Source organism: Haladaptatus cibarius D43 (genome assembly GCF_000710615.1).
In the GTDB taxonomy this organism is placed as follows: Archaea; Halobacteriota; Halobacteria; order Halobacteriales; family Haladaptataceae; genus Haladaptatus; species Haladaptatus cibarius.
This window is the reverse complement of sequence record NZ_JDTH01000002.1, coordinates 270138-295693: the sequence shown is the minus strand read 5'-3', so window position 1 is coordinate 295693 and position 25556 is coordinate 270138. Positions and strand designations below refer to the sequence as shown.

Below are 25556 nucleotides of genomic sequence, written 5' to 3'. Positions count from 1 at the left end.
AGAGGGAACCACTTTTCACCAATGATTGAGCCGGGCGAAGCACAGCACTGGATAGAATCCGATTCAGCAAATGGACTGATTCATGGCGATAGTTGCGATGTGTTGCAGAACTTTCCCGACTCATCAGTTGACTGTATCATGACCTCCCCACCGTACTGGGGCGTGCGAGAGTACAGCGGGGAGAGTACGCTTGGAAACGAGGTATCTCCGAAGCAGTTCGTTGAAAGGCTACTGGAAATTACTGATGAACTCAAGCGAGTGCTGAAGCCCAAAGGTTCGTTTTGGCTGAATATCGGAGACACATACGAAAATAAAAATTTGGTGGGCGTCCCGTGGCGAACCGCACTTGCCCTCCAAGACCAACAGGATTGGATTCTGCGTAACGACATCGTTTGGAACAAGGTGAAAGGAAATCCAAGTGCGGCCAACGACCGACTCCGGGTGATGCACGAGTACGTGTTCCATTTCGTTCAGCAGAAGGAGTATGTTTACGACGACGCCGCGATTCGAGGAACAGAGGATTTTGAACTTACTTACAAGGACAATGGTGATGTCGTCTCCCCGACTGGTGTCTCCGGCACGCGCTATCGTCGCCAGATTGCTGGCAACGATGCACTGACCGAGGAAGAAAAACAAGATGCCCACAATGCTCTCGAAGAGCATTTAGAGCGAATGAAAAACCGCGAAATCAAGGATTTCCGGATGGTCATCCGCGATGAACAGCGGACGACACACGGCAACTCTGAAAACCTCTCCGGACGCGCCCGAGAACTTGCTGAAAACGGATTTTACTTTCTTCGATACAACGCTGACGGCCCAATGCCGGAGAACATCTGGGACATCGTTCCAGAGGACGACCACCGCGATGATTCACACTGCGCTGTGTATCCAGTTGATTTGTGTGACCTGCCGATTAAAGCCACATGTCCCGAGGATGGAATCGTACTTGACCCGTTTGTCGGGACAGGAACGACGGTTGTCGCGGCCAACAAACACCAGCGACGTGGCATCGGAATCGACGCCAGCGAAGAATATCTCGAAACTGCCGAATCACGCATCGATAGCGGCGTCCAAATGACGTTCGAGACTATTTAAAATCGTTTTTCGACCGCTTCACAGAACTCCCCTCTGGTCGGCGGAGCCTCGTCATCCGGCGGAACCATCATATCCGTAACGCCGTCGATGTCGGCAGACAGTTTCTCGTCAATCGTCCACTCGTAGTCGTCAGTTTCAGTATTGTAATCCAGTCGGTACGAATAGAAATGAACAGGGTCGTCTTTTCGAATGCTTCGGAGTCCAGATGCGTCGTAGTTGTTCCGGATGTAGTCGATAGACACGTCTTGAACGAGGAAAATGAGGTTCTCACCCCACTCACCGAACGTTTGGCCCTTCTTGTACGCCTGTTGCATCATCGTTTTCGTGAGCGACATCGCCCAATTGATACCGTAGTTTTTGCTGACTGCTTCCATATCGAGGTCGTCATCGAAGTAGGCTTCGCGGTGGTTCCAAACCGAACCGGTGGTATCGAGTGCCTGTATTTCGACGCCTGCAAAGTCAATAACTGATCCGTCGTCCGCTCGTTTGCCCGCCACATAGTCGATTGAGGTTCCCTGTAGCGGAACCTCCGGCGTTACAAAATATTCACCGTCATCAACGAACAGCGATTCGATTTCGTTCAGCACTTCCGGCGTCTCGAATCGGTGGGGACAGATACAGTGGGGTTTAAACTCCGTTTGTCCTTGTCCTCGATAGCCAACCGAACACGTTCCGATACTCTCGCCCTCACTTTTTCGTCGTTTCTTGCATGTCGTCTCGATAAATGGACAGTGATCTGTTTCTTTCCCGTTCTCCACAGCAGATTTATTCTGATGAAAATGACCGTAGAACTCAACAGGATGCTTTCCGATTTCCGGTTGCATGACTCAAAGCAACTATCCTCAGCACATGAATGTGTCCTTTTAATTAACAATCCGAATCTACCCATCCGCACACACCCTCAAACCCTTCAAATCAATAGAATCAACTCCCTATAGTCTAAATTCCCAAGCGAAGCAAACCGGGGTTTCGCTGAAAGGCCAGTGTTAGAGCACTGACCCCGATTGCTTCAGGACCTACCTAAAGCATGTCACCAAACGATTCTTCGGAAGAAAAGAGTACCGTTCAGTAAACGCGCCTGATTCTCGAAAGAATATCCCGAAACGACGTAACTGAGGAGTTCCTCACCGCCATTCACAACCTCGCGGACGAGCAGGGCTTGCCGGTGCAGAGCATCTCCGTCGGCGAGCCATAGCGGTCGAAACTCGGCTTTTGACGGTGCTTTCGGAGAAAGATCGAGGTGGATTCGAACTTTGTGGAGACGTTCCGGGATGCTCACTGCGTTGCGCTTCCGGGCATGCGGCTTGTCTACTTCGAACTGCCCGCCATTTCGACGGTGTAGGCTCCTCGCTCCACTCGTCACGTAACACCGTCAGAAATGGGTCGGGGCAGATTCGAACTGCCGATCTGCTCCGTGTGAAGGAGCTGTCATAACCGGACTAGACTACCGACCCGCGCAGTTTGACGTTTTCCTGCCCAAGACTTAAGACTTGCTTTCGGCAACGGGCGGCCACCATGACCAAGACCTGTCGATGCCGACAGCGACCATGACCGGCTGGAACGTGGTGAACGTGGCAGAGGTTGCCCCCGAAGCTCAAACCGGCGAGAAATCCCTTCATCGTGTCCTCGAAGAACATGCCGAAACCCGAACCAAATTCGTCCTCGCCGAAGGTCGCTACCACCTCCACGGCCGCTTCGAACACAACAACTGCGAGGCGATTGCCGTCGTTGGCGACCCCCACGCCACGCTGGTCGTGACCGACCCAGAACAGCAGTACGGGTTGGATGTTGGCGGGGGATGGGGCGCAACGCCAGAAAATTCCGCCGAATCGGTCGAAATTCGAAATCTGACCTTCGACATGACTGCTGATGGCGTCGGGTCGCAAGCAGTTTCGGCGCGGGCGAGCCACGATCTGCAAATCCGAAGCGTCGAAATCGAGGGCGAATGCGCTTCTGCGGGCAAAGGTGCCCTCGGGGCGATTTACGCCGCGGTGACACACCCGGATGGGTCGGGAACTGTTTCCGTCTCGCTCCCCGACGGCTGTGACTTTCGCCCCGACACGTATCCCGACCAGTCCGCGGTCGAATCCCAAACCAGCCATCCAATCGGCATCAGCGTCACGGACGACCACCGCGGCGAGTTGACGTTTCGGGACTGCCACGTCGAGGGGTGGGTCAACAACGGCGGCTATCTCGCGGGCGGAGACGGCCCTTGTATCGTGGAGGGCGGCGTCTGGAAAAACAATGGCAACGCGAACTTGCGGTTGGGAACGGGCGACGTGGCCCACGATGTTCGAATCGAGGTGGACGAAATCGAGTACACCGGATGCGGCCTCTGGCTACAGGAAGGCGATGTGGCGGTTTCGGGTGGCGAGATATCCCTCCCGAACTGCGACAACGACGGTCTGCGCGTGTCGAGCGAGTCTGCCCAAATACGCGACCTGCAAATCGACTGCGAGTCGTCGGCGCGAGCCATCAAAGTTAACGACGAGGAGGGGCCGGTTCTGCTGGAGAGTGTCGAACTGGACGACTGGGGCGACGGTTCGAAACACGGCTACTGCGCTGAAATCTGGCGCGAGGAAACGACGCTTCGACACTGCAAACTCGCGTTTCACTCCGGCGAGAAGAATCGAAACGGAATCAACCTGATTGCACCCCGAATCGTCCTCGACGATGTGACCGCGACCCACGACGCGGACGACAGAACGACGGTGCTCGTCAAAGGCGACCACGTCGAATTGCTGAACTCCACGTTTCGCGGACGCGTAGATGTAGACCGGAAGAATGCAAAATCGCCGCAGTTCGAGAACGACGATTTCACTGACTGCGAGTGCGTCGGATTCGACTACTGATTCGGTTACGACCGATTGTCCGCGACTAACTCATTCCGATGCGTTTTCGCGCGTCTTTGACCGCATCGCGCGACCGCCGTTTTGCTTCTCGTGACCGGCGTTTGACTTTCCGCGACCGCTCTTTGACCGTCCGCGAGCGTCGTTTGACCGTTTGCTCCGCGTCTCGGAAATTCCTGCGCACCTTCTCCCGGCGCGTCGGTTCCGGTTCGGATTCCCACTCTCTCCCCGTCCACGTTCTGAGTTTTTGTTCCCCGGTGTCTAACTCCGCCCGGACACCGCGACGGAGGTGATTTCCCGACCGTCGGAGATAGTACCACGCATCTTTGAAATGTTTGTTCATCGTGCCACCTAATCATGTCCTTAGGTGAGCAACAGATAAAATCGTTCCGTCGAAGTTCAGACCGAACGGTCGTTCAAAAACGGTATTATGCCGGCCGAGAAAAACACGAGTGTATGTTTACGCGGCTTTCGATTCCGACGCCGTTTCAAATCGGTCCGGTGAACGCCTATCTTTCCGGACGGACGCTGGTTGACCCGGGGCCGGGAAGTGAGGAGGCATGGACCGCACTGCTTGAGGGGTTAGAAGGGAACGGGATGGGACCGACCGACATCGAACAGGTTCTCGTCACGCACCCACATCCCGACCATTTCGGGTTGGCCAAACGACTCCGAGAGGCCGGTGCGCGCGTCGTTGCAAGTCACGACACCGCGTCGATTATTCACGATTTTGCATCTCGACTGGAGTACGAACAGTCGTATTTCGCCGATTTCTTCGACAAAAACGGGATGGCGAGGACGACTGCTGAAACCGTCACCAATCTTCCGGAGGCGTATCTGTCGGTTTCTCCCGGCGTCGAGACCGACCTCGAACTCGCAGACGGCGAGTCCATCGCAGTGGACGGCGTCGATTTGACCGCGGAATCGGTGCAAGGCCACGCACCCGGCGAGACGATTTTCACGTTCGAAGAAAACGGCGAATCGAAAGCCGTCGTCGGTGACCACATCCTCGCCGACATCACGCCGAACCCGCTTCTCCAACCACCGATGGAAAACGGTGGCAATCGCCCCCGCGTCCTTCCGGCGTTCAACCGCTCGCTCTCGCGTCTTCGAGAGCGTGAACTGGATTACGTGTTCCCCGGTCACCGCGAGGAAATCGAGAACCCCACGGAGCGAATCGAAGAGATTCTAGAGGCACACGAAACGCGAACCGAAAACGTCCGCGAACTGGTCGATGGGCCGACGACGGCGCTCGACGTGATGGAAGGATTGTTCGACGACTTGCCCGCGACGGAGTATTTCCCAGGCATGAGCGAGGCAGTCGGTCACTTGGACGTGCTCGAAGAGCGTGGCGACGTAAGCCGACAAGAACAAGGTGGTGTCGTGGTGTACGAAGAGGTATCTGCATGAACGACTTGCAACCAGTCGCGCTCGGAGAGGAACCAGCAGACCTCGTGATTCGAAACGGGCGCGTACTGCTTCCCGAACCCGGCGAGTTCCAAGCCAGAGACGTGGTCGTGACGAACAATCGTGTCGCCGCGCTTCCGAAGGACGCAACGGACGCAATCGGCGACGACACGAAAGTCATCAACGCCAACGACCGCGTCGTTTCGCCGGGATTCATCGACGCCCACACGCATATCGACCTTCACCAAACGTTCGAGAATGCCTACCACTACGCCCTCGAAGGCGGAACGACGACAGTCGTGACCGAAGTGACGGGATTCGGCCCGGCATTCGGCCCGGAAGGCGTAGAGCAGATGCTCGCCGCAACGTCTTATCTCCCGATTCGCGTGTACGCGACAATTCCGCCACAACCGCTCCTCGACACGTTCGGCCCGGCGCGCGGAAACGCTGATGCGCTCGCAAATCTACTCGAAGACGCAAGAATCGTCGGCGTCGGCGAAACCGATTGGATTCACGCCGTGGGGCGCGACACGCCCGCAGAAGCCCTGTACGACCGCGCAGAACAGGTCGGGAAAACCGTCTCGGGCCACGCTGCGGGCTGTTCCGGAGAGAAATTACAGGCGTTTTCGACCATCATCGACGACGACCACGAGGCGATTACCGGCGAGGGAATCATAGAACGCGTCGAAAACGGGATTCATGCAGTCGGTCGGTGCGGGTCGATTCGGGACGACATGAAAGCAGTCGGCGAGGCCTACGAGGAAATCGGTGCCGACGAAATCTCGCTCTCGACGGACGGCATGTGGCCCCGCGAACTCATCCGTGAAGGCTACATGGACGTGGTCGTTCGGCGGGCAATCGAGGAAGGAGTTCCGCCTGCCGACGCCATTCGGATGGCGACGCTCAATCCGGCCCGACATTTCGGACTCCAGAATCTCGGGTCGCTCGCGCCCGGCAACATCGCCGACATCGTCCTCATCGACGACTTGGAAACCGTCAACGTCACGACCGTCATCAGCGGCGGCGAAGTCGTCTACAACAAGCACGAGACGACCGTCGCCCCGCGCTCCTACGAGTATCCGGAACATTTCTACGACAGCGTCAACGTCAGCACCGACCCCGACCAGTTCCGCGTTTCGGCGACGGACAAGCCGGTTCGCGCAATCGAGTACCGGGAAGGACTGCTGTCGGGTCAGACGACGGTTTCCCCGCCAGTCGAAGGCGACGAACTCGTCGCAGCACCGGACGACGACCTGCTGAAAGTCACCCTGCTCGACCGCCATCCGGAAGGCGACGGAACCGGGTTCACCGGTTTCCTGACCGGTTACGGGTCGTTCGAGGGTGCAGTCGCAACCAGCGTGGTCTGGGAGACGCCCGGTGTGATAGCGGTCGGGAGCGGCGACGACATGCGACGTGCCGTCACGCACGTCAACGAAATGGGCGGCGGCTGGGCCGTCGTCAGGGACGGCGAAGTCGTTACTGAACTCCCCATGCGAGTCGCAGGCGTCTGTTCCGACCTCGAAGTGGAGGAAACGGCGAAACTCTACGACGCCGTAGAGAGCGCCCTTCGAACGCTTGGTGCGAGCGTCGAACGGCCGATGCTCGCCATTCAGACGCTCACGTTCCCGGGCGTTCCGTCGCTGAAAATGGCTCCGTCGGGTTACGCCGACATCTTCTCCCGTGAAATCGTCGGCTTACAGGTCGAGTAGCTACGGTCGCTCGCCTTCGTGTTCCCGAATCGTTCGAATCTGTTCGTAGGGGAAGAAGTTGCGCCCGCCTTTTCGTCGTAGCCACACTCCCGTCTCGTAGAACTCCAGTTTGTCCCCTTCGACTGGCGAAACGATATTCTGCTCTCCCCCGCGCGTGCCGGACGGGACGAGGTACACGTCGTACAGTGTGTCTGGCATAAACGCGTGCTACGTCGGAAAAGCGCAAAAGCGTGCTGGCCTTACTCGGTATCACAGATGGTGACCTGACCGTCGTCCTCGATAACGACTGCGTATCCGTGATGACGGAACTCGACGCGCGCGGGAACATCTACATGAGACGGGCGGTCGAACAAATCCATCAATGCGTCAGGGCTAACGCTTTCGTAGAGCGGTTCCATCTCCGTCGGCGGGTCGTTCGACACTTCCGAAATAGCCTCGATGACTGTCTCTGTAATCGGGTCGTCGACGTCATATCTCGTTTCGTGGAGGACGGATTTATCTGTCCCGTGAGTAGTTCGGCGCTCGTCGTGTGACTCTCTACACATTCCAAACACCTCAGGGAACCTGAATTTGTTGAAGGGCAGTTCGTGATTTCATGCCTTCGGAAATGAGGGAACGAGATAGTGAATCCTTGGGGTTTACTGGTTCACGTCTTTATTACCCCTCGGATTGATTCGTCGATTTATTTGGAGGAAACAGGGCCGAGTCGAGCATTCGGTCTAATCCCCGTCGTAGCCGACCTGATGTGGCTTGCGGCGAAATGTCCAGCGTCTCCGCCAGTTCCGAGAGGGAAATGTCCCGAGGGACGCGAAAGTAGCCCGATTCGAACGCCGTAACGAGGGCTTCTCGCTGTTCTTCGGTGAGGTCGTATCGCTTCATCGGAAGTTCTGAAACCGGGTAGATTCGCCGCACTTCGTAGGAAATCGACGCCTCGTCACACGACTCTCTAAACTGGCTGGTCGCTTCGTGGTCGGGAAATCGGACGCGGAACAGCCATCCGTCACGGTTACCCTCGGCGTGGAGAACCGTCGCCTCCTGTGCGGTGAGTATTTCGTCAATTCCACCGTCGGCAGACCAGACTCCCCGACAGAGCGCGCCGTGTTCGGTTTCGCTTAACACGTCGATGGAATCGACCGACAATCCTTCGACAGACACGTCGGCAACGAACGTTGCGTCGCCGATGACCCAAAAGTACGGCATCGCTTTTTCTCCCGTCGGAACGATGCGTTCCAGCTCGATGCGCACGTCCGGCCGGTGGGAGAACAGTTCACCCAAGGCGAATCCGTCCGCCGGAAGCCGAAATTCGACGACGACGTTCATAGCTGTGGTTGGGGGCGACGCGCGTCAACCCTTGCGGCCACGTCGCTGGTTTCTTGGTTCGTTCGATTCTCCGGTGGCCCTTCGAATGCGCACGAGAGGCAGATAATCCTCATAACTTACGCATACCGGTAGCGTTGGAAACCCAGTTCTGACGCGAAATCCCCCGCAAATTCGCATTGATTTGTTTGAAAAACAACCGTAGTTGAATCGCAAGACTGCGTCGAGGTAGTTGCTAGAATCAAATCATTATGAATTAATCTCGGCATAAACGCTTTTATACTGATGTGGCTCAGCGTCGGTCGAGGTTTCAGATGTTCGCACCGCTACGACGCGTTACACTGTTCGCCCTGTACCAGATGAGCGTCCTGACCGGAATCCTGTTGCTCCCGGTTGCCATCATGGCCCGACGAGTCGGAGTACCGTTCCCGATGCACCGACTCATGGAGTCTATCGGAAACGCATACGAGGAGTCCGCAAAACCACGTCCGTAACCGCGTCCTGCGCTTTTGTCCGACCCTTTGGCACGGAATCGCACACCGAAAGGGTTGGTTTTATCAGTACTGGCGGACTACGTTCGCCTAATGCGTAGCCCAATGCACGACTCCGAATTTTCACGGAATATGGAGCGCTTCGGCAGCGGCCAGACGAATCCCTACGAGCCGGAAATCGGCTCGCTCCCCGAGAACAACTTCTCGAAGGAGGACATGAAAAACGTCAACAAAACCGGCACGACCACCATCGGTTTGACCACCGCTGACGGTGTCGTTATGGCGACCGACATGCGTGCCAGCCTCGGCGGTCGCTTCGTCTCCAACAAGAACGTCCAGAAGGTTGAACAGATTCACCCGACCGCCGCGCTCACCATGGCGGGTTCGGTCGGCGGTGCCCAGTCGTTCATTCGAACGATGCGCATCGAATCGAACCTTTACGAATCCCGACGCGGCGAGCAGATGAGCATGCAGGCGCTCTCCACGCTCGCGGGCAACATGCTCCGCGGCGGCCCGTTCTTCATGGTGTCGCCGATTCTTGGCGGCCTTGACGAAGAGGGCGCACACATCTACAGCCTCGACCCCGCAGGTGGCGTCATGTCCGACGATTACACCGTCACGGGAAGCGGCATGCAACTCGCCTACGGTGTCTTAGAACAGGATTACGAGGAAGGCCTCTCGAACGAAGAAGCGAAAACCATCGCGGCCCGCGGTATCAAAAGCGCCGTCGAGCGCGACACGGGCAGCGGAAACGGCGTCTTCCTCGCGGAAATCACCGACGAGGGCGTCACCATCAACGGGCACAAAAACTTCGACGACGTTCTGTAGCGTAGTCTCCTTTCTTCTTTCGTCGCTTCGCCGTCGAGACAGCGAAGCAACCGACTCTCACTTGCTCGGAAGAATCTCGCTCGTCTAGAATACTCTCGCTCGTTCAGAACTCCGTTTTCCCGCGACCGACCCAGTTCGCAAAGCTTCCGTCGATGAGTGTGTGGGTCTGCTTTTCGATGTATCTGCTCTGCATTTCGGTGATTGCTTTTTCCAGACTCACACCGTCTTCGATTCGTTCACGAACCTCGTTTTTCTTCCACTTGGCGGGCGTGATGTCGTGACGGGCGCGCTGGCGGAGCGGCCAGAGATATTTCGCGGCCTGCTCGTCCGACAGGCCGCGAGCTTGTAATCCATCCTTCGCGTGTGCAAACAGGTCGGAAAACAGTTCCTCCGTATCCGTCGTCTCCTTGCCGTCGTTCGTAATCCAGTAGAGGTCGGCGTCCAGTCCGTCGCGCATCGCGGCGTAGAAGTTGTCCTTGGCGACGACCCAGTCGAGATGAGTAACCGGGTGTTCCCTGCGGAACGTGCTTTCGAGCAGTCCCGCGAAGGCCGCCTGAAACGCGATGGAGTCCCGAACCGTCGGCTGTGCGGCAATCGGTCTGAACTCGATTCGGGCGTTCGCGGCGGAGCGCGTCGCCCCCCCGAACACCGGGCGAACCCACCGCCAGTAGGTGCCGTGTTTGAGTCTGAAATGGGCGAATCCGTCGTCGAATCTGTCCGAACGAGACACCGGCATCGGGACGATTGTGCGGTCGTTGACGATGTTGTCGATGGCTTCTTCCGCGGATTCGAAATCTTTTGGAAAACAAACTTTTCCGGGGTCTTCTGCGTTCAGTACGGATTCGAAGACGCCGATTCGGTTCTCCATCCACGCCTTATCCACGATGTCTTCCGGTGGCGCGTCGTCGTAGAGGTCGGGCGGGAAGAAAGGCGAGTTGACGCCGAGCGCGAGCAGTGGAGCCGCGATTCGAGCGGCGTAGCGGAAATACGCCGGGAGGTCGCGGGCGTGTGGCACCTGATAATGTGGTTGGATGGAGGTGATAAGACTCTCGGGCATCACCGTGTCCGCTTCGAGCGAAACGTGCGGTGCGTCGAGTTTCATTCCGACTTCCGCGTCGGTGTTCGCCATCGCGTGATAGCGAACGGAATCGCTCATGTTCGACGCGATACGGGTGCCATCGTCCTCGATGCTGTTGGTCAAATACTCCCGCGCCGTCTCGCCCTCTGGCGGAATCGTCCAGAGGCCGTCGCTCACGAGCAGCATTTTTTCGGCGGTCGTTCGGTCTTCCGCCGCGGAGAGACGGGCTTTCACTTCCGCCTCCTGTGCGGCCAGTCCGTGTGCGTTCAGCGGTTGCGGACTGGTGGACATCTCGGCGTTGTGCAGGCCGAGTTCTTTCTCGAAGCCGATGAGTTCCAGCAGTCGGCGTGGAACTCGGGAGAGCGCTTTCGTCCCCCTATCCACGGCGTAGAACTCGTATTCGAAGCCGACGATTGCCTGCGGGTTGTCGAACGTCCCGTTCGCGAGTTCTTCCTTGATGACCTCTGCGTCCTCTTCGACGCGAGTTTGGAACTCCTCGCGGTCAACCGTGAGCACGTCTGTTACCTGCGACGCAAGGTCGTCTGTCATGCGCGGGGATGAGCGTGCCAGTGGCTTCAATCCACGGGCTTCGTCCTTGTTGTCGTAGTCATCCGTGATTCGGAAACCGCATCGCGTTCTTCCGCGACGACGGTTTCCGGGACGAAATCGCGGAACGTGACGACGAGTTCGTATTCGTCCGCCGTCATGGCACCTGTACAGCCCAGTGGGGGGATGATTCCTCCTGCCTCTCCATACGTGACGACGGTATGAAGCGTCCCCTCCTCGAAGCGAATCGACTCGATTTTTGCCTCGTCACACGATTCGGAGCCGACCAAGAGCGCACCAGAGACGACGACCTGTTTCGATTCCGGTCGAAACGCGACACTCGGTGGTTCATTTACCGGCGACGAACCGCCTGCATCACGGACGCTGAGCGCCGTCGTTTTGATGTGTTCGCCAGCCCACTTACCACCGACGAGAGCCTCGACACAGCCAGCACTCACGACCGCTCCGGCAGTAACCAACAGTTCACGGCGGCGCATACACACTGTTTTGTCCTCTTTACTGATAAATTATCTGAAAATTGTGACGATACGTAGCTCCTTCATGCCCAAGAAACCGAAAGCCGTGGCTTTAACTCCGGCTACCGGCAAGCGTCGGTAATGGAGTTCGCGGAGTTCGCGGAACGGGCCGGAGACATCGAGGAGTTGAGCGCCGACACCGACATCATCGAGGCGGTCACCGCCCTCCTCGAATCGGCGAACGACGACCTCGAAGTCCTCGCCCGATTCGTACAAGGGCGGGTGTTTCCGGCGTGGGATTCCACGACGCTCGATATCGGCCCGAACCTCTGTTACACCGCGATTGCGCGCGCCGCCGGGCAGAACGTATCGGCGGACGACGTAGAGAACAAACTGGCCGAGATGGGCGACATCGGCGCAGTTGCAGGCAGTTACGAGTTCGGCGGTCAACAGGGATTGGCCGCCTTCGGAGCAGGTCAAGACGAACTGACCGTCGCGGAAGTCGCCGACGAACTTGAAACGCTGGCCAGCGTCGAGGGGTCGGGCAGTCAGGACACGAAAATAGATATCTTGTTCGGGCTGTTCAACCGCACGAATTCACAGGAAGCGCGGTATCTCGCCCGCCTCGTTCTCTCGGAGATGCGAATCGGCGTCGGCGAGGGGGCGGTTCGGGACGCCATCGCGGGAGCCTTCGACGTACCCGTCGAGGCGACCGAGCGCGCGCTTCAGGTGTCCAACGACTACGGCAGAGTCGGCCGAGTCGCCCGCGACGAGGGCGAATCCGGACTGGACGAACTACAACTCGAAGTCGGCAGGCCGGTACAGGCCATGCTTGCACAGGCGGGCATCGTCACCGACGCGCTGGAAGATTGGGAGAAGGCAGGAATCGAGTGGAAGTTCGACGGCGCGCGGGTGCAAATTCATTACGACGGCGAGGAGGTCGGCGTCTTCTCGCGGAACATGGAGGACGTGACGGACGCACTCCCCGAAATCGTGGAGTACATTCACGAAAACCTCGACGTTCCGGCCATCGTGGACGGCGAAGTCGTCGCCGTGGCGGACGGCGAACCGCTCCCGTTTCAGGAGATTCTGCGTCGGTTTCGCCGGAAACACGACGTGGCCCGCGCCCGCGAACAAGTCGCTGTCGAACTCCGGGCCTTCGACTGCCTGCACGCAGACGGCGAGGACTTGCTCACCGCACCACTTACTGAGCGCCACGATCGATTGCAGTCGATTCTTTCGGGTGGTGTCTCCGCACTCACCGTCACCGGCGACGCGGACGAGATTGTCGAAATCGAGGCAAATGCCCTCGATGCAGGTCACGAAGGTATCATGCTCAAAAATCCGACTTCGACCTACTCGCCGGGTCGTCGCGGGAAAAATTGGCTCAAACGAAAGCCCGACGTGGAAACTTTAGACCTCGTCGTAACCGGCGCGGAGTGGGGCGAAGGACGCCGGGCGAGTTTCCTCGGCACCTTCCTGCTGTCCGCCCGAACCGAGGGCAGCGGGTTCGAACCCCTCGGCAAGGTCGCCACCGGAATCACGGACGAGGAACTGGCCGACCTGACCGAACTGCTCGAACCCCACATCGCGGCGCAGGACGGGCAAATAGTGAATATCTCGCCACAGGTCGTTTTCGAGGTCGGCTACGAGGAGATTCAGGCGTCGCCGACTTATTCGGCGGGCTACGCCCTTCGATTCCCGCGATTTTTGGGAGTGAGGGACGATAAATCGCCAAGGGATGCTGATTCGCTAACGCGTGTAGAGCGACTCGCAGAATCGCAGTAAGAGGTATCGTGGATTGGGTCGCTTTCCGAAGCCACACAAACCCTACGGCGCGTGCGTCGGCAGGCCAGAGGGCGTTCCAAAGGCCTGCCGACTATCACGCGAAGGACGACCGAAGGGAGTCGGTTGGGGAGGTGTGTGGGCGGTTGCGGGTACGGTTTCATTGGAGTCGTGATTCGTAGTCAACTCGACGAAAGTGATTTGTTTAGAACCGATTCACACGAACCAACGAGAACCCTTCTCTCACCTTCGTGCCCGAACTCTTTTGTCGGAAAACGCCCCTATCGACTGGTATGACTGTCCAGCACGACGAGTTGACGGTGGAGTGGTTCGGCTACGCGACGGTACGATTGGAAACGGAAGACGGCTTCGTCGCCTACATCGACCCCGGACGATACGGCGTGCTGACGGGCGACTGGGAACCCGACACCCCGGGCGTGGGACACCCGAAACCGGTCGATTACCGGGCGGAAGACGGGGATGTCGTCTTCGTCACGCACAACCACCATTACGATTCTGACGGCGTAGAGCGAGTCGCCGGCGACGATACCACCGTGGTCGTGTACGACGGTGTGGACACCGAGGAAATCGACCGGGACGTGAAACCGGTGGACGACCTACCATACGAAACTCGGCGAATCGGTGAGGAAGACCACCTGACGGTCGGTGGCTGCGAAGCGTGGTCGCTTCCGGCCTACAACGAATCCGACGGCCCGCACACGCGAGCGAACGGGGAACCCTACCATCCGAAAGGGTTCGGCGTCGGATTCCTGCTTTCGCTGGGCGGAACGACCGTATTCTGGCCCGGCGACTCCGACGCGCTTTCGGGACACCGAGAACTCGAAGTCTCTCTGTTCCTCCCGCCAATCGGGGGCAGTTTCACGATGGACAGACGCGAATCGGCGGAACTGGCAGCGGCACTTTCCCCCGACCTCGTGGTGCCGATTCATTACAACACGCTTTCTGCGCTCGAAGCCGATTCCGAGGCGTTCAGAGAGGATGCCGAAAGCCGGGGCATTGCCGTCGTGCTGGACGAAGAGTGAGGTCAAACGAAGAGTGAAGCCACGAGCGACGAGGGTTCGGGATTGATTCAGTCGCTCGAATCGGTCATCCCAACGCAATTTATTTGGTAGCTGGTGAACACGTTTTTCGTATGAGTCCCCGACGTTCCTCCAACTTCTGTGCGCACTGCGGTGCGGCGCTCACCCCCGGGGCATCCTTCTGCTCGCAGTGCGGAACCGCAGTCGAAACGGGTTCCACTGGGTTCGATTTCCAATCCACGCTCGATGGCATCTCTCGACGCGACCGCGGGTCGGACGTGAAGAGTCGTCGCCCCGAATTTCGCCGCCGTATCCAAGACCTCACGGTCGAAGGATGGGAGGTGAAACACGATTACGGCGACCGCGTCGTGATGATACGCCGAAAGTTCGGTTCGATTCCCGTCCACATTCTCCTCCTCCTGTTTACCACGCCAGTCGGCAATCTCCTCTATGCGTGGTACAACTACTCACCGGGTGCCGACCGCATCGAACTCCGAGAAGATGGAGGAGAGCAGTTCATGGACGAATCCGGCTTTTCGACCGACTGGACGCTGCAAACGGCCGCCGCATTCGTCGTGAGTTCAGTGCTCGGCTTTTTCGCTACGGTTCTGGGACTTATTATCATGTTGACTAATTTCGGGGCGGGAGCCCTGCTCTTCGGGGCCGTCTTCTTCATCCTCGGGTTGATTTTGCTCTTGCTCGCGCCACAGCACGTTCCGGGGTTCAAATCGCTTACTACGTTCGGCACCGTCCGCTCCACGGACGAGAAAGTCGTCTCGAAACCGACCGCTCCGTGTACCGTCTGTTCCGGGCCGGTCGGAACCGGCGTCGAACGAACGTTCAGCGAGAAGGAATACTTCGCCGGAATGCCCGTTACAACGGTGAACAAAGGTGAAAACAAATACTGTCGGTCGTGTGCCAGCGGCGATGTCAAGCCCGCCGAAACCGAATTTGATTCCGAGTTCGATTTCGAATCCGAGTTCGCATAGCGAACTCGGTCGTCCGATGACTGTTCGACATCTCAGTCCGAAATACCGCCGTTCAGCGCGTCAGCAACCGCGAGTATCGCCAAACCGATTGCAGCGAACCCCGCGAGTTCGGACAACAGCGGATTCGAGACGTTTATCGAGTAGTTGGTGAGCACCCAAATCACCGCGAACACCATCGCCCCGATGCCGGTCAGCTTCAGGTTCAGCCATTTACTCATTGAGGAGAGTACGTTCGCTATGGACATGATAAATTCTGATAGTCCAGTGCAATAAAATATTGTGGTGTGAGTAGAAATCAACTAGTGGTACGCTTAGATGATTCCCATCTCGCTTAGTCGCTCGGGAAGATAGGTTTCGGTCACGAAATCGAGTCCGTGCGAGGCGAGCGCCTGCTGTTCGGACTTTTTCTCGATTTCGAGCTGAAGCTCTATCTGTTCTTTCCAGTAGTCGGTCTGGTAGCGTGGGTCGTCGAGTTCGCTTTCGAGCGCGTTTTTGTCCGAATCGCTCAGAGGGTCTGTTGGCAGGTCGTACTCCACGATGTCCGCCGGTTGGACGCCGATGAACTTCGCGTCGGGCGTGGCGAGATAGTCGCTTAAGTGCGCGCTTTTGATGGAACCGTAGGCGACGGAACCGTAAATGCGGTAACTCCACGGGTCACCGTCAGTGAAGACGGTGACCGGCAGGTCGAGTTCCTGATGCAATCGGCGCGTAATGCGACGAGTCGCCCGCGCTGGCTGTCCTTTCAGGTGGACGATAAGGGCGTTATGTTCGTCGTCGAAGCCGTTTTCCACCAACCGGTCGCGCATACCACCGGTTTCCACGCAGAGGATGAAATCCGCGTCGTGGTCGAGAAACTCGATAGTGTCCGGATTGTTCGGAATCTGGTAGCCACCTTCGCCCACGTCCTCCTGACAGTGGATGTCGCGCTCGCCCCTGCGAGTTTGCTCGCGGAGGAAAAGCGGCCCCATGAGGGTCGCACCCGACTCCTCCGGGCGCATGTGGAAATCCTCGCGGGTTACGTCCGAGACGATTTCTAAGTCCTCGATGAGTTGGTTCGACTCGTCTTGGTCTGAAAACTGCGCCTCTTTCGCGTCCCACGATTCGGAGAGGTAGTACAACTCACGAAGGGTCGAAGAACGGTCTTCTTCCAACTGGTTCGAGAGGAAGTCGATGGTGTAGACCGCCTTCAGCAGTTTCCGCGCCCCGCGGACGCTGTTCGCGCTCCGAGTACTTTTGCGGTCGCCATAGACCCACACGCGTTCGTCTTCGTCGTATTCGATGTTGCTTTTCGTCCGGGTCGGGATGGACATCTCCGGAATCTGTCCCCCCGCGAACTGGTCGTAAAACTCCGCGGCGAGGTCGATGAGTTTCCGTTGGGCTTCGGTGTTGTCGTCTGCGCTCATGTGTTGTTGGTCAGTCGTTCGTCTTCGATTCCCTCGACCGTCACTCGGTCGAACGATACGTCACCGTCGATTTGGTATTCCAAGACGGCTTCCTCACCGCTCTTAACGGTCGGCTCCCACGTCACGAACCACTCGTCGTCCATCGCGACGGCAGTTGCACCGTCCGAGAGGTTTTCGGGCTTTGTCGCCACGATTTCGGTCATCTTCGGCGACTCGTTCGTCCCGGAGTGGTTCTCCACAATGAGCGAGACAGTTCCGTCCTCGACTTCCCGCTCGACCAGCACGTTGTTCATGATACGCGCCAGCGAGTCACCGATGTCGAGTTCGTCGTTGCCAGTTACGTCCGAGAGCTTTTGGGCCATCTCGGGCAGGATGGTTGCGATGACGCTTTGTTTCTTCTGGCGCTTTTTGAGCGACTGGCGCTTGTTGAGGTAGGATTTGAGTTCGCGGGCGGCCTCCCGAATCGCCAACTCGATTTCGTCCTCGATTGCCGGAACGTTGGCAACCGCGTCCTTCGATTCGCTCGTGAACGGAACGTTCGTGGACGCGACGTGAACCATGATGACGACTGGCCCGTTCGGGACGCCGCGTCCGCCGGGTTGGTCGAGATTGTAGTTCCGCCAGCCGATGGATTTTACCACGTCGGTCGTCGCACACGCACCGCGCTGATAGACGAGCGGAACGCGGTTTGCGAAGCGAAGCAGTTCTGCGGAGCCTTCGGCTTTGAGTTCGCCGCCGTAGGCGATTCCGGCCTCCACGATGAACGGGTCGCCGCCGTGAACGTCGGCGTCACGGGTCGCCGCGGCGTAGAAGTCTGCGTCGTACTCCTTGCGCAATCCGGCTTCCACGAGGTTCGCCGTAATGGGCGACAGACAGTTGGTCGGCGGCGAGATGATGTCCGTCTGCTTCATCGCGTCTAAGAGTTCGCTCGCGGTGTCGCGACTATCGGCGATTGCTTTTATTTTCGGCGCTTCGTCGGGAACCGTCACCATCGAATCCCAAATCGCGTCGAAGACGTTTTCGCGGGCGGTTTCGCCGATTGTCACTTCCTCGCGCTCCTCGGTCATGTCCCCCGCGCGGGCGACGTATTCGCGGAGCTTCTTCGCGGTTGCGCGGTCGTAGCCGTCCTCGCTCTCGAACTTCGCGGCGATTCGCTCGGCGAGGGCGCGAACCGTCTCGTCGTCCTTCCGGGTGCTCGTCGCTCCGTCCACGAGTTCGTACAGGTCGGTCACGCGGTCGTTCGTGATGGCTTTCCACCCAGCATCGAGCGCGTTTTCCTGCACCGTTTTGCCGAACGACGTGCCGAACTCCGATTCGGTTTCATCGCTTGCAAGTTGGACGACTGCGCGGAGTTGGTGGTGCGAGATTCGGTCGGCGTCCGCGACTTTCTCCGCAATCGTCTCGGCAAACGCGGCGGTGGCATCGGCACCTTTGTTCGCCACCGCATCCTCGACGGCGGTTTTCACGTCGGCGTCCTCGTGTGTCTGCGGCGCTCGCCACGCGGCCTCGCGTCCGAAGTGGTTGTCGCGGAAGTTCTCGATGACGTTCTCCGCGGTTTTCTTCCCGACGCGGGTGAACTCGGTTTGGAGGAATCCAGAGACGCTGTGGGAGTCCGTCTGGGCCAGCATCTTCAGGAGCGTTCCGAGTTCGACGCCGTGTGGGTGCGGGCGGATTTCCTCGGTTTCGGCGGGGAGGTCTGCCTCCACGTCGCGTTCGAACTCCATCCATTCGTCGTCTCCCGGTTCCTTGAACCGGATTTCCGCGTGCGGATTGACGACGGCAGTGTGTTTGATGTAGCGAAGGAGTTGCGAGCGCGCCCGCATGTTCGCTTCCATCTCCAGTTCGATATGTGTGCCGTGCGTCGGTCGCAGGCTACTTCTGGCGAGGTTTTGTTCCTCCTCGTGCCTAATTTCCGGTTCGTTCTGGTCGGTGTCGATGACGAGTTCGAAGTACTGCGCGGAGTCGCTTCCCGGCGTACTGCTCGTGATTTTCGCGGGTTTTCCGCTGGTCAACTGCGAGTAGAGAACGGCGGCAGAAATCCCGATTCCCTGCTGTCCGCGGGACTGTTCGCGTTTGTGAAAACGCGACCCGTACAGCAGTTTCCCGAACACTTTTGGAATTTGTTCTCTCGTGATTCCGGGGCCGTTGTCCTCGATGACGAGGCGGTAGTAATCCCCGCTCTCTTTGATTTCGACCGAGATGCTGGGTTTGAACCCGGCCTCTTCGGTCGCGTCGAGTGCGTTGTCAACGGCCTCTTTGACAGCGGTGACTAACCCCCGGGCACCGCTGTCGAACCCGAGCATGTGCTTGTTCTTTTCGAAGAACTCGGCAATGGAGATCTGTCGCTGGCTTTCGGCCAACTCTTCGGCGATCCCCTCGTCGCCGAGCGTAGACTGCATCGAAGGCATTCTTCGCCAGTATTTATCGGCGGGAACGTTAAAACTGCCCCGATGGCTCAGTGAAAGTGAAAGTGGTCGGGAGAAGGCGCGAGAGTGGGTTATCGGCCAGTTAACTGTTGGATACGTCAATTGTAACCACAATTAAACCGCGCTACCGAGCGAACCGTTCGCCGGATTACCGGCGAACATACGGTAAAAACAGAACGAAAACGAAGGTACCGTGCAGGCAAAAACGGTTCATCTCTGTTTCTTCCTGATTTCGATGAAACGTAGTCGGTTCCGTTCATCAATCGCTTCGCACCGCTTAGCGGCGCATTATATTTAGTCGCTCACACGCGCGCGTGCGTGACCTTTATCAGTGGGGGGCGTCTACGATAAATCAGAATTTATGAGCGACGGAAATGAGTATAGTGCCGGGCAGATTCAGGTTCTCGAAGGGCTTCAGGCCGTTCGAAAACGCCCGGCGATGTATATCGGTTCTACCGACACTCGCGGGTTACACCACCTCGTCTTCGAAGTGGTAGACAACTCGATCGACGAGGCGTTGGCCGGGTACTGTGACACCATCGACGTGACGATTCACGAGGACAACTCCGTCAGCATCGCTGACGACGGACGCGGGATTCCTGTGGACCACCACGAGGAGTACGACATGCCCGCCCTCGAAGTCATTCTGACCGTCCTCCACGCTGGCGGGAAGTTCGACAACAAATCCTATCAGGTGTCGGGCGGCCTCCACGGCGTCGGTATCTCCGTGGTGAATGCTCTCTCCGGCAGACTCGAAGTCGAAGTGAAACGCGACGGCGGCGTCTGGCAACAGGAGTTCGAACGCGGCGAACCCGACGGCGAGATGGAACGCGTTCGTGACCTCGAAGGAGACGAGGAGACGGGCACCGAAATCCGATTCTGGCCCGACACGGACATCTTCGAGACGACCGATTTCAAATACTCGACGCTCGAAAACCGCCTTCGAGAACTCGCCTTCCTCAACTCCGGCGTCGAAATCAATCTCGGCGACGAACGCGACGAGGAAAAAGGCGACACGTTCCACTACGACGGCGGTATCCGAGAGTTCGTCGAGTACCTGAACGAGACGAAAACGTCGCTCCACAACGAAGTCATCTACTTCGAGGACGAGGCCGACAACATTCAGGTTGAGGTGGCGATGCAGGCCACGGACGAACTCCAAGGCTCGATTCACGCCTTCGCCAACAATATCAACACCCGCGAAGGTGGGTCGCACCTGACTGGGTTCAAAACCGCCCTCACGCGAGTAGTCAATGACTATGCTAATGAGAACGACTTGCTCTCCGATATCGACGAGAACCTTCGCGGTGAGGACATCCGCGAAGGGTTGACCGCGGTCATCTCCGTCAAGCACCCAGACCCGCAGTTCGAGGGGCAGACCAAGACGAAACTCGGCAACAGCGAAGTTCGCGGAATCGTAGAAAGCGCGGTTCACGAGGGACTGTCGGTGTACTTCGAGGAACATCCGGACACGGCACAGGCCATCATCCGGAAGGCCGTCGAGGCCGCAAAAGCCCGAAAAGCCGCGAAGAAGGCCGAAGAACTCACGCGCCGGAAGAGCGCGCTCGAATCAAGCGCGCTCCCCGGCAAACTCGCGGACTGTCAGTCGCGCGACCCGACCAAATCCGAGTTGTTCATCGTCGAGGGCGACTCCGCAGGTGGGTCGGCAAAACAGGCCCGCGACCGAAAATTCCAAGCGATCCTTCCGCTGTTCGGCAAAGTGCTGAACGTCGAGAAACACCGCCTCGACCGGGTGCTCGAAAACGAGAAGATTCGGGATTTCATCACCGCAATCGGTTCCGGCGTCGGCGAGGAGTTCGACTTAGAGGAGACGCGCTACCACAAAATCATCATCATGACAGACGCTGACGTGGACGGCGCGCACATTCGAACGCTGTACCTCACGCTCCTCTACCGGTATATGCGACCGCTGTTGGAAGCGGGCTACGTCTACGCCGCCCAACCGCCGCTTTACCGCGTTCGCTACCGCGGCGAAACCTACGACGCGATGACCGAAGAAGAACGCGACCGAATCGTGGCGGAAAAATGCGACGGCAATCCCTCGCAGGTTCAGCGATTCAAGGGCCTCGGCGAGATGAATCCCGAGCAGTTGTGGGAGACGACCATGAACCCCGAAAATCGTATCCTGAAACGGATTACCATCGAAGACGCCGCCGCCGCGGACAAGATGTTCTCGGTGCTGATGGGCGATGCCGTCGGACCGCGAAAACAGTTCATCCAAGACCACGCCAACGAGGCGGAGTGGGTTGACATATGAGTTCGGACATACCAGACGTACCTGACGACGTTGCAGAGCGCGTCCAGACCGTCCGCGTCGAGGACGAGATGGAACAGAGCTACATCGACTACGCGATGTCGGTCATCGCGGGTCGCGCCCTTCCAGACGTGCGTGACGGTCTGAAACCCGTCCATCGCCGCATCCTCTACGCGATGCACCGGTCGGGCGTAACGAGCGGTTCGGGTCACCGCAAATCCTCGAACATCGTTGGGGATACGATGGGCGACTTCCACCCGCACGGCGACCAGTCCATCTACGACGCCCTCGCACGCATGGCCCAAGAGTTCTCGATGCGCAATCCGCTCATCGATGGACAAGGGAACTTCGGGAGCGTGGACGGCGACCCACCGGCCGCGATGCGTTATACGGAGGCGCGGATGGCCTCCATCGCCGAGGAACTGTTGGACGACATCGAGATGGATACGGTGGAGTTCAAATCCAACTACGACGACCGCTTGCAGGAACCGGAAGTCCTGCCGTCGGCGATTCCGAATCTGCTCGTCAACGGGTCGTCCGGGATTGCGGTCGGGATGTCCACCAACATTCCGCCGCACAACCTCGGCGAGGTCATCGACGCCACCGTCGAACTCATCGACAACCCCGAGGCGACCGTCGAAGACCTGATGGAGTACGTCAAAGGGCCGGACTTCCCGACGGGCGCGAATATCGTCGGCCGGAACGACATCCATCAGGCGTACAAAACCGGCCGAGGCCGACTTCGGGTGCGGGCTGAATACGAGGTGCAGGACGACCGAATCGTCATCACGGAGCTCCCGTTCCAGACGAACAAGGCGCGACTCATCGAGCGAATCGCCAACCTCGTCAACGACGGTACTATCGAGGGTATCCGCGACCTGCGCGACGAATCCGACCGCGACGGGATTCGCGTCGTCGTGGAACTCAAACAGAACGCGATTCCGGAAGTGGTCGAGAATCAACTGCTCGACCACCGCCTCGAACGCACGTTCAGCATCATCTCGCTCGCGCTGGTCGATGGCCAGCCGAAGGTGCTGACGCTCAAAGAACTGCTCCAGCATTACGTTGACCACCGCAAAGACGTGGTTCGGCGTCGGAGCGAGTACGAGTTGGACGAAGCCGAAGAGCGCGCACACATCCTCGAAGGGCGACTGCGTGCGCTCGACCACATCGACGACGTGGTCGAACTCATCCGGGGGTCGGACGACCGAGACGGCGCACGGTCGGGACTTCAAGAGACGTTCGACTTCTCGGAAAAGCAGGCTGAACACATCGTTCGGATGCAACTCGGGAGTCTCACCTCGCTCGAATCCGAGGAAATCGAATCGGAGTACGAGGGCGTTACGGCACGAATCGAGCGCCTCGAAACCATCCTCGGCGACGAGTCGGAACTGCTCTCCGTCGTCAAAGAGGAACTGGTGGAGATGCGCGACGACTACGCCGACGACCGGCGCACGAAAATCGTGGAGGACACTTCGGAAGTCACCCGCGAAGACCTCATCGCCGAGGAGGACGTGTTCGTCGTCGTCACGGAACAGGATTACGTAAAGCGCATGCCCGTCGCCAACTTCGACGCGCAGGGTCGCGGCGGCAAAGGAATCATCGGCGCTGACGTGAAAGAGGGCGACCGGATTTCGAAGGTGTTCCGTGCGAACACCCACGACTATCTGCTCTGTTTCACGAATCACGGGCAGGTCTACCGCCTGAAAACCTACGAGATTCCGGAAATGTCGCGCACTGCGCGCGGGAAATCCGCCATCAACCTCATCGACTTGGACAAGGGCGAGGACATCACGGCAGTCGTCACCACCGACGAATTCGAGGAGGATGAATGTCTGAGCATGATTACCCGACAGGGCTACGTCAAGCGCACTGATGCAAGCGACTTCGAGAACATCCTCTCGACGGGAATCATCGCGGCCCGACTCGAAGACGGCGACGAACTCGTGGACGTGGCGGTCACGAACGGGTCGAAAGACCTCCTCGTCGGCACGAAACACGGCATGACCATCCGATTCGACGAAACTGAAGCGCGCGCGATGGGCCGCAACACCCGGGGTGTCCGCGGTATCAACCTCGAAGGTGACGACGAAGTCGTCGGCATGGTCGCCTCCGATGGCGAAGTCCACGATCTACTCACCGTCACCTGCCGAGGGTACGGCAAACAAACAAAACTCACGGAGTACCGTCGGCAATCCCGCAACGGAAAGGGACTCATCGATATCAAAACGGGCGACCGAAACGGCTCGGTAACCTCCGTAAAAAGCGTCGCCGAGGACGACGAACTCGTGCTGATGAGCGAGGCCGGACAAATCATGCGAATCCGCGCCGAGGACATCTCGGAAGTCGGCCGGAACACGATGGGCGTCACCGTGATGGACGTGGATGTAGACGACCGCGTGGCCAGTGTAGACGTGATTCCGAGTCGAGTTGCCGAGGAAGAAGCCGCAAAAGTGGAAAGTGTGGACGAAAGCGACGATGCAGTTGACGAAGACGAAGAGACTGCCGAAGCAGTAAAAGCGGAAGTTAGCGAAGAGTAGCGGCAACACGCACACCGATTTTTTGCGGAACGAGAAACTGAGTCGCCTGCCGATTCTCGGCAGGCGACTCATCTGTCGTTTTACGGAATCTACACAACTGCCGAACAACGCGAATAGTCACAACCACAAAAATCGGCAGTTTACACAACCGCCAGCGGTTAGCATACTCTCCGCGAGCGAGGAGCAACGCGACGAGCGAGCGGGCCGACGAATCCCTCGAAGGAGCGTCGAAGACGCGACTGAGGGGAAGAGGAGTGCTTTTGGTCGAGCTTTCACAGGGAACCGTCAGGCGGGCAGATGACGGTTATTTGCCCGCCCGACCGCGACCGTCGTAAAAGGTCGTGGCTAGAGAATACGCTTCCCCAACGCACTCGCCGCGAGTTCGGTCGCCAATTCGGCGGTTTCGTTGTGTTCGTCCAGAATCGGGTTCACTTCCACGAGTTCGAGCGAGCGCAGGACGCCCTCGTTTTCGTCGCGCTCGGCGACGATTTCGAGGGCCGAGTGGGCTTCACGGTAGCTTGCGCCGCCGCGAACCGGCGTTCCGACGCCGGGTGCTTCCTTGGGGTCGAGCCAGTCCAGATCGAAACTGACGTGGATGCCGTCAACGCCGTCCGTGGCGATGTCGAGGGCTTCGTCCACGATGTCGGTGATACCGCGCTCGTCGATGTCGGACATCGTGTAGGTGGTCACGTCGCTGTTGTGAATTGCCTTGGTTTCGGATTCATCGACGCTTCGGAGGCCGACGAGGACGACGTTTTCCTCGGAGAGGCCGGGTGCGTTGGCCCATTCGGTGTCGGCGAAATCCTCGACACCGAGTGCGCCAGCGAGCGGCATTCCGTGAACGTTTCCGCTCGGGGAGGTTTTCGGCGTGTTGAAGTCGCTGTGGGCGTCGAACCAGATGGCACCGATTTCGGCGTCGCGGGCCGACCCGCGGAGGGAACCCATGGCGATGGAGTGGTCGCCACCGAGGACGAGTGGGAACGAATCGTCGTCGATTGCGTCCGCGACTTCGTCCGCGAGGCGGGTACACACGTCGGCGGTTTCGCGGAGGAATTTCGCTTTGCCCTCCGCCGGTTCTTCGGTTTCCGGGTCGCGTTCTTCGGCACGGGGGACGGGCAAATCACCGGAGTCGATAGCGGTCACGTCAGCGCCTGCGAGTTGGTCTGCGAGTCCGGCGTAGCGAATCGCGGATGGACCCATGTCCACGCCACGTCGGTTCGCGCCATAGTCCACAGGTGCGCCGATAATCTGGACGGGGTTCGTCATAGAGGAGACGACGTTTCGAGGGGGTTTCAAAACCCG

The 25556-nt window shown here is 58.5% G+C and carries 22 protein-coding genes and 1 tRNA gene; 11 read left to right on the top strand and 12 right to left on the bottom strand.

From position 1 onward, the window contains the following. Positions 1-138 precede the first annotated feature (138 nt). Positions 139-1095, top strand: coding sequence for a DNA-methyltransferase (locus HL45_RS06715; protein ID WP_211250838.1), 957 nt, complete (start codon positions 139-141; stop codon positions 1093-1095). Here HL45_RS06715 and HL45_RS06710 read toward each other — a convergent pair. Both HL45_RS06710 and HL45_RS06700 read right to left on the bottom strand, forming a co-directional pair. Then, positions 1092-1919, bottom strand: a complete 828-nt coding sequence (locus tag HL45_RS06710; protein WP_049970370.1) for a NotI family restriction endonuclease — start codon at positions 1917-1919, stop codon at positions 1092-1094. The genes HL45_RS06715 and HL45_RS06710 overlap by 4 nt on opposite strands. 555 nt (positions 1920-2474) lie before the next feature. After that, positions 2475-2549 (bottom strand) — tRNA-Val (locus HL45_RS06700). Between the two features lie 36 nt (positions 2550-2585). Here HL45_RS06700 and HL45_RS06695 point away from each other — a divergent pair. Continuing rightward, positions 2586-3947 (top strand): hypothetical protein, encoded by a 1362-nt coding sequence (locus HL45_RS06695; protein ID WP_233274706.1) that lies wholly within the window; start codon positions 2586-2588, stop codon positions 3945-3947. Between the two features lie 25 nt (positions 3948-3972). Here HL45_RS06695 and HL45_RS06690 read toward each other — a convergent pair whose 3' ends face one another. Further along, positions 3973-4287 (bottom strand): DUF7553 family protein, encoded by a 315-nt coding sequence (locus tag HL45_RS06690; RefSeq protein WP_049970368.1) that lies wholly within the window; start codon positions 4285-4287, stop codon positions 3973-3975. 113 nt (positions 4288-4400) lie between these two features. Here HL45_RS06690 and HL45_RS06685 point away from each other — a divergent pair, with 113 nt between their 5' ends. Together HL45_RS06685 and HL45_RS06680 are read left to right on the top strand one after the other, a co-directional pair. Further along, positions 4401-5354, top strand: coding sequence for an MBL fold metallo-hydrolase (locus HL45_RS06685; protein ID WP_049971927.1), 954 nt, complete (start codon positions 4401-4403; stop codon positions 5352-5354). Beyond that, positions 5351-7060: an adenine deaminase C-terminal domain-containing protein gene (locus tag HL45_RS06680; RefSeq protein ID WP_049970367.1), complete on the top strand. Its 1710-nt coding sequence runs from the start codon at positions 5351-5353 to the stop codon at positions 7058-7060. Before HL45_RS06685 ends, HL45_RS06680 begins: the two co-directional genes overlap by 4 nt. Here the strand turns inward: HL45_RS06680 and HL45_RS06675 are convergent, their stop codons facing one another. The 3 genes from HL45_RS06675 to HL45_RS06665 form a co-directional block, all read right to left on the bottom strand. Next, entirely contained in the window at positions 7061-7258 is a 198-nt protein-coding gene (locus tag HL45_RS06675; protein ID WP_049970366.1) for a hypothetical protein, read from the bottom strand. Between the two features lie 41 nt (positions 7259-7299). After that, positions 7300-7605, bottom strand: a complete 306-nt coding sequence (locus HL45_RS06670) for a HalOD1 output domain-containing protein (protein ID WP_049970365.1) — start codon at positions 7603-7605, stop codon at positions 7300-7302. A 112-nt stretch (positions 7606-7717) separates the two neighbouring features. After that, positions 7718-8380: a helix-turn-helix domain-containing protein gene (locus HL45_RS06665; protein ID WP_049970364.1), complete on the bottom strand. Its 663-nt coding sequence runs from the start codon at positions 8378-8380 to the stop codon at positions 7718-7720. A 311-nt stretch (positions 8381-8691) separates the two neighbouring features. Between HL45_RS06665 and HL45_RS06660 the strand changes: the two genes are divergently transcribed. Together HL45_RS06660 and psmB are read left to right on the top strand one after the other, a co-directional pair. Then, positions 8692-8871, top strand: coding sequence for a hypothetical protein (locus HL45_RS06660; RefSeq protein WP_049970363.1), 180 nt, complete (start codon positions 8692-8694; stop codon positions 8869-8871). 90 nt (positions 8872-8961) lie between these two features. After that, positions 8962-9696: an archaeal proteasome endopeptidase complex subunit beta gene (gene psmB / locus HL45_RS06655; protein ID WP_049970362.1), complete on the top strand. Its 735-nt coding sequence runs from the start codon at positions 8962-8964 to the stop codon at positions 9694-9696. A 103-nt stretch (positions 9697-9799) separates the two neighbouring features. Here the strand turns inward: psmB and HL45_RS06650 are convergent, their stop codons facing one another. Both HL45_RS06650 and HL45_RS06645 read right to left on the bottom strand, forming a co-directional pair. Further along, positions 9800-11323: a hypothetical protein gene (locus tag HL45_RS06650; protein ID WP_049970361.1), complete on the bottom strand. Its 1524-nt coding sequence runs from the start codon at positions 11321-11323 to the stop codon at positions 9800-9802. A gap of 26 nt (positions 11324-11349) precedes the next feature. Then, positions 11350-11817, bottom strand: coding sequence for a hypothetical protein (locus tag HL45_RS06645; protein WP_049970360.1), 468 nt, complete (start codon positions 11815-11817; stop codon positions 11350-11352). A 120-nt stretch (positions 11818-11937) separates the two neighbouring features. On the opposite strand from HL45_RS06645, the gene ligA reads away from it, so the two are divergent. From ligA to HL45_RS06630, 3 genes are all read left to right on the top strand, one after another. Next, positions 11938-13584 (top strand): ATP-dependent DNA ligase LigA, encoded by a 1647-nt coding sequence (gene ligA / locus HL45_RS06640; RefSeq protein WP_049970359.1) that lies wholly within the window; start codon positions 11938-11940, stop codon positions 13582-13584. Positions 13585-13874: 290 nt separating this feature from the next. After that, entirely contained in the window at positions 13875-14624 is a 750-nt protein-coding gene (locus HL45_RS06635) for an MBL fold metallo-hydrolase (RefSeq protein ID WP_049970358.1), read from the top strand. A 110-nt stretch (positions 14625-14734) separates the two neighbouring features. Next, positions 14735-15610: a zinc ribbon domain-containing protein gene (locus HL45_RS06630; RefSeq protein ID WP_084156816.1), complete on the top strand. Its 876-nt coding sequence runs from the start codon at positions 14735-14737 to the stop codon at positions 15608-15610. A 32-nt stretch (positions 15611-15642) separates the two neighbouring features. On the opposite strand, the gene HL45_RS06625 is transcribed toward HL45_RS06630, so the two are convergent. The 3 genes from HL45_RS06625 to HL45_RS06615 form a co-directional block, all read right to left on the bottom strand. After that, the gene (locus tag HL45_RS06625) at positions 15643-15855 is read right to left on the bottom strand and encodes a hypothetical protein (RefSeq protein ID WP_233274705.1); all 213 of its coding nucleotides are present in this window, start codon (positions 15853-15855) and stop codon (positions 15643-15645) included. Positions 15856-15921: 66 nt separating this feature from the next. Then, complete coding sequence (locus HL45_RS06620; protein WP_049970357.1) at positions 15922-17013, bottom strand: DNA topoisomerase IV subunit A; 1092 nt, start codon at positions 17011-17013, stop codon at positions 15922-15924. Further along, the gene (locus HL45_RS06615; RefSeq protein WP_049970356.1) at positions 17010-19421 is read right to left on the bottom strand and encodes a DNA topoisomerase VI subunit B; all 2412 of its coding nucleotides are present in this window, start codon (positions 19419-19421) and stop codon (positions 17010-17012) included. The genes HL45_RS06620 and HL45_RS06615 overlap by 4 nt, the downstream gene beginning before the upstream one ends. Positions 19422-19800: 379 nt before the next feature. Here HL45_RS06615 and gyrB point away from each other — a divergent pair, with 379 nt between their 5' ends. After that, positions 19801-21717 (top strand): DNA topoisomerase (ATP-hydrolyzing) subunit B, encoded by a 1917-nt coding sequence (gene gyrB, locus HL45_RS06610; protein ID WP_049970355.1) that lies wholly within the window; start codon positions 19801-19803, stop codon positions 21715-21717. Beyond that, entirely contained in the window at positions 21714-24254 is a 2541-nt protein-coding gene (gene gyrA / locus HL45_RS06605) for a DNA gyrase subunit A (protein WP_049970354.1), read from the top strand. Before gyrB ends, gyrA begins: the two co-directional genes overlap by 4 nt. A gap of 345 nt (positions 24255-24599) precedes the next feature. Here gyrA and rocF read toward each other — a convergent pair whose 3' ends face one another. Then, a complete protein-coding gene (gene rocF, locus HL45_RS06600; RefSeq protein ID WP_049970353.1) occupies positions 24600-25520 on the bottom strand; it encodes an arginase in 921 nt (306 codons plus the stop codon). Between the last annotated feature and the right edge of the window lie 36 nt (positions 25521-25556).

Bases quoted from the DNA above. Each gene is read 5' to 3' on its own strand.
- HL45_RS06715 (WP_211250838.1), top strand. From the start codon at position 139: ATGACCTCCCCACCGTACTGGGGCGTGCGAGAGTACAGCGGGGAGAGT.
- HL45_RS06710 (WP_049970370.1), bottom strand. From the start codon at position 1,919: ATGCAACCGGAAATCGGAAAGCATCCTGTTGAGTTCTACGGTCATTTT.
- HL45_RS06690 (WP_049970368.1), bottom strand. From the start codon at position 4,287: ATGAACAAACATTTCAAAGATGCGTGGTACTATCTCCGACGGTCGGGA.
- HL45_RS06685 (WP_049971927.1), top strand. From the start codon at position 4,401: ATGTTTACGCGGCTTTCGATTCCGACGCCGTTTCAAATCGGTCCGGTG.
- HL45_RS06680 (WP_049970367.1), top strand. From the start codon at position 5,351: ATGAACGACTTGCAACCAGTCGCGCTCGGAGAGGAACCAGCAGACCTC.
- HL45_RS06675 (WP_049970366.1), bottom strand. From the start codon at position 7,258: ATGCCAGACACACTGTACGACGTGTACCTCGTCCCGTCCGGCACGCGC.
- HL45_RS06670 (WP_049970365.1), bottom strand. From the start codon at position 7,605: ATGTGTAGAGAGTCACACGACGAGCGCCGAACTACTCACGGGACAGAT.
- HL45_RS06665 (WP_049970364.1), bottom strand. From the start codon at position 8,380: ATGAACGTCGTCGTCGAATTTCGGCTTCCGGCGGACGGATTCGCCTTG.
- HL45_RS06660 (WP_049970363.1), top strand. From the start codon at position 8,692: ATGTTCGCACCGCTACGACGCGTTACACTGTTCGCCCTGTACCAGATG.
- psmB (WP_049970362.1), top strand. From the start codon at position 8,962: ATGCGTAGCCCAATGCACGACTCCGAATTTTCACGGAATATGGAGCGC.
- HL45_RS06650 (WP_049970361.1), bottom strand. From the start codon at position 11,323: ATGACAGACGACCTTGCGTCGCAGGTAACAGACGTGCTCACGGTTGAC.
- HL45_RS06645 (WP_049970360.1), bottom strand. From the start codon at position 11,817: ATGCGCCGCCGTGAACTGTTGGTTACTGCCGGAGCGGTCGTGAGTGCT.
- ligA (WP_049970359.1), top strand. From the start codon at position 11,938: ATGGAGTTCGCGGAGTTCGCGGAACGGGCCGGAGACATCGAGGAGTTG.
- HL45_RS06635 (WP_049970358.1), top strand. From the start codon at position 13,875: ATGACTGTCCAGCACGACGAGTTGACGGTGGAGTGGTTCGGCTACGCG.
- HL45_RS06630 (WP_084156816.1), top strand. From the start codon at position 14,735: ATGAGTCCCCGACGTTCCTCCAACTTCTGTGCGCACTGCGGTGCGGCG.
- HL45_RS06625 (WP_233274705.1), bottom strand. From the start codon at position 15,855: ATGTCCATAGCGAACGTACTCTCCTCAATGAGTAAATGGCTGAACCTG.
- HL45_RS06620 (WP_049970357.1), bottom strand. From the start codon at position 17,013: ATGAGCGCAGACGACAACACCGAAGCCCAACGGAAACTCATCGACCTC.
- HL45_RS06615 (WP_049970356.1), bottom strand. From the start codon at position 19,421: ATGCCTTCGATGCAGTCTACGCTCGGCGACGAGGGGATCGCCGAAGAG.
- gyrB (WP_049970355.1), top strand. From the start codon at position 19,801: ATGAGCGACGGAAATGAGTATAGTGCCGGGCAGATTCAGGTTCTCGAA.
- gyrA (WP_049970354.1), top strand. From the start codon at position 21,714: ATGAGTTCGGACATACCAGACGTACCTGACGACGTTGCAGAGCGCGTC.
- rocF (WP_049970353.1), bottom strand. From the start codon at position 25,520: ATGACGAACCCCGTCCAGATTATCGGCGCACCTGTGGACTATGGCGCG.